Source organism: Acinetobacter lwoffii, from assembly GCF_022809915.1.
Taxonomy (GTDB): domain Bacteria; phylum Pseudomonadota; class Gammaproteobacteria; order Pseudomonadales; family Moraxellaceae; genus Acinetobacter; species Acinetobacter lwoffii_M.
In genome coordinates, this window is the sequence record NZ_JALGQY010000065.1 from 1 (window position 1) to 3202 (window position 3202).

Below are 3202 nucleotides of genomic sequence, written 5' to 3' on the forward strand. Positions count from 1 at the left end.
CATTTACTTTGAAGGTCGATTAGATGATATAATTAAAATCTAGTCAAATTTACTGACACAGAATTTTGAACGCCCTCTTATAGCTCAAATGGAAAGGAGTGTTTCATGATGAAACAACAATTACAACAAATCCTCAATCCTATCTTGGATCAGGTTGTACAAGGAGACCGTCCTGTAGCAGGTGTTGTCGCAGGCGTTACCAATCAAGAAGAAACGATCTATCTTAATCATGCTGGTGAGCGTGATATTTCTACACACACTGCGATGACCGATGATAGTGTATTTGCAATTTTTTCAACCACCAAAGCGATCACCACCACAATTGCCTTACAACAGTATGAAAAAGGTTTATTAGATCTGGATGCGCCTGCTAAAGAATATGTCCCAGAAATTAGTGATCTTCAAGTACTTCATGGTTTTGATGCTCAAGGTAAACCAATTCTGCAACAGCCTAAGACGGATGTTACAACACGGATGTTGTTGTTACATACAGCAGGAATGGGATATGACTCTTCTAATCATGACTATCAGAAACTGACCTCTGAGCATGGTTATCCAAGTATTATTACTTCATCAAAAGCATCTTTACAGACTCCTTTTTTATTTGAACCAGGAACACAATGGGAATATGGCTCTAATATCGATTGGGCAGGATTAGTCACTGAAGCTATCGGAGGGAAACGTTTAGGGCAACTGATGCAAGAGCAACTCTTCAACCCATTGGGTATGCAAGATACAGCATTTGCCTTAACTCCTTCGATGCAACAACGTCGTGTCTCGATGCACCATCGTCAAGCAGATGGTGACTTAGTTGCAGATACTGATTTCATCTTACCGCAAGATCCAGAAGTACATATGGGTGGACATGGGCTGTATTCAACAGTCGATGATTATCTGAAATTCATCCGTTTATGGTTAAACCGTGGTGAAGTTAATGGGCAACGTCTACTGCAAGAAAGCACACTTGAGCTAGCACTTAATAATGGTCTGGCCGATATTGCCATGAAAAATTTACCTGGTGCAATTCCTGCCTTATCGAATGATGTAAATATTTATCCTGAAGCGAAAAAAGGTTGGACGCTTGGATTTATGATCAATGAGGAAAAAACATCTTCAGATCGCCCTGCAGGCACTGTGGGTTGGTGTGGTTTGGCCAATCTTTATTATTGGATCGATATTAAAAATAATATTGGTGGGTATTGGGCAACTCAAACGCTCCCATTTTTTGATCCTACTGCTTATAACGGCTTTTTGGCTTTTGAAAAAGCAGTCAACACACTCACACATTAAGGATCAGGGTTGTTCCCTAAGACATCATTTGGCTTAGGGATATCTTTCACTATATAAAAATTTATTCAGTCAATTGCATCGTAATTCTGATGTTAGACAAGGAACAGCTATGAAAAGAAAACATTCGTTGGCAGTAAGCCTTCTAGGATTATTATATCTACAAAATGTATATGCCGTTGATTTAGATGCGGGTGACTATGATTATGCGCCAAGTGGCACCAATCTAGCCATGCTTTATTATCAACATGCAACAAGAGATTCTCTCTATACAGGTAGTAATAAGACTTCTGATCATGTCGATTTAACCTCTGATATTGGTATTGCACGTTATGTTCACTATATGGACGTTGCAGGTCTGCATATTGCTCCTCAAATCTTGATCCCATTTTGACGCTTAGATGCTGGAAAAGATCTTTCAGCACTTGGAAGTAATAGTGGTCTTGGTGATATTATTCTGGCAAATACCTTTTTTGTTTATCATGATAAAGATACCAAGTCTACGTTTGGGATTACTCCTTATCTTTACTTGCCTACAGGTCAATACTCAAAAAATGATTCCCTGAATATTGGCGAAAATCGGGTCAAATTTACGCTTCAAGGTGCATATACTACCCAACTGGCTGAGCGTTTAAACTGGGACGTAGCAGGCGATTTTACCTTGTATGGCAAAAATGATGATATTACTGGAGGGGGAAGCTTAAAACAGGATTTAGGATTTCAATTTCAAACTAACGCCCGATATCGCTTGACCGATATGGCTGATTTGCGTGCTGGATTATCGTATAGCGATGCAGGTGATACTAAACAAAATGGCATTACGACCGATTCAACTAAGCAAACTAAATTTTGGGTAGGTACAGGAATTTCACCAACGCCTACTACACAAGTTATTTTAAATTATGGCCGTGATCTAAAAGTGGAAAATGGTTTTAAGGAAGATAATCGTATCAATCTCAGATTAATGAAAGTATTTTAATATAAAAATTGATACTAGATTTTAGCTAGTATCAATCACTCAATTTAACATAATGGCGCTTATACGCAATACACTTGTATATTAATATAAATATCAATCACTTAACAAAACAAGAAAAATCCAAAGATGCCCAAAAAGCCGATTTTGAAACAAGTCGGCTTTTTTATGTTCGATTCTGTAAGATTTTGCCAATAAAAAATGGAAGAACTTTGCAAAATTTACAATTTTGTATTAACATTTTTATATTAACAAAAAGCGATGCAACTATGGAAATTGAGTTTTCATGGGATGAGCATAAAGCAGATACAAACCTCAAAAAACATGGTGTAGCTTTCGAAGATGCAACCTTGGTTTTTTATGATGCCTATGCCGTCTTCAAACAGGATCGCTTTGAAAATGGTGAATATCGTTGGCAAGCGATAGGTCTCGTACACGGCCAGACAGTTTTATTAGTGGCTCATACTGTACAAGATCATAATGGGATTGATCATATCCGCATTATTTCGGCACGACAGGCAGAGAAAAAAGAGAGGAAACAATATGAGCAAAACCGTTACCTACAAAATGGATTTGAATAATCCTCCTGTTTTGTCTGAAGAACAAAAGGCAAGACTGGAAGCGTTAGCTAAACGTCCAGACAGTGAAATCGATTTTTCAGATATTCCTGAACTTGATGACAGCTTCTGGAAAAATGCTGTCCAGAATCCTTTCTATAAACCAACTAAGCAAGTGACGACTGTTCGTATTGATTCAGACGTTATGCAATGGTTAAAGGCTCAAGGTAAAGGTTATCAGACACGTATGAATAAAATTCTGCGTGATGCCATGCTGAATGAATTGAAAAATCATTCGTAAAAATGGGTAGTGTTCAAAAAACTGTGTCATTTCCTTAAACTGTTAAAAACAGGAATGATGCATTATGGCAACTACATTTGA

The 3202-nt window shown here is 37.8% G+C and carries 4 protein-coding genes and 1 pseudogene; all 5 read left to right on the forward strand.

The features are described 5' to 3' along the window. Window positions 1–105: 105 nt before the first annotated feature. Window positions 106–1290 (forward strand): methyl acetate hydrolase AcmB, encoded by a 1185-nt coding sequence (gene acmB, locus MTX11_RS16260; protein ID WP_227514016.1) that lies wholly within the window; start codon window positions 106–108, stop codon window positions 1288–1290. Window positions 1291–1399: 109 nt separating this feature from the next. Beyond that, window positions 1400–1681 carry a hypothetical protein gene (locus MTX11_RS16265; RefSeq protein WP_243475593.1) on the forward strand — a complete coding sequence of 94 codons (282 nt, stop codon included), beginning with the start codon at window positions 1400–1402 and terminating at the stop codon, window positions 1679–1681. Window positions 1682–1708: 27 nt separating this feature from the next. Further along, window positions 1709–2266: pseudogene (locus MTX11_RS16270) on the forward strand (transporter); the annotation flags it as partial. Between the two features lie 266 nt (window positions 2267–2532). Next, window positions 2533–2844 carry a BrnT family toxin gene (locus MTX11_RS16275; protein WP_004728473.1) on the forward strand — a complete coding sequence of 104 codons (312 nt, stop codon included), beginning with the start codon at window positions 2533–2535 and terminating at the stop codon, window positions 2842–2844. Then, window positions 2807–3121 carry a BrnA antitoxin family protein gene (locus MTX11_RS16280; RefSeq protein WP_061875360.1) on the forward strand — a complete coding sequence of 105 codons (315 nt, stop codon included), beginning with the start codon at window positions 2807–2809 and terminating at the stop codon, window positions 3119–3121. Before MTX11_RS16275 ends, MTX11_RS16280 begins: the two co-directional genes overlap by 38 nt. The last annotated feature ends 81 nt before the right edge of the window (window positions 3122–3202 follow it).

Excerpts from the sequence above, each read along its gene's own strand:
- acmB (WP_227514016.1), top strand. The coding sequence starts at position 106 with ATGATGAAACAACAATTACAACAAATCCTCAATCCTATCTTGGATCAG.
- MTX11_RS16265 (WP_243475593.1), top strand. The coding sequence starts at position 1,400 with ATGAAAAGAAAACATTCGTTGGCAGTAAGCCTTCTAGGATTATTATAT.
- MTX11_RS16275 (WP_004728473.1), top strand. The coding sequence starts at position 2,533 with ATGGAAATTGAGTTTTCATGGGATGAGCATAAAGCAGATACAAACCTC.
- MTX11_RS16280 (WP_061875360.1), top strand. The coding sequence starts at position 2,807 with ATGAGCAAAACCGTTACCTACAAAATGGATTTGAATAATCCTCCTGTT.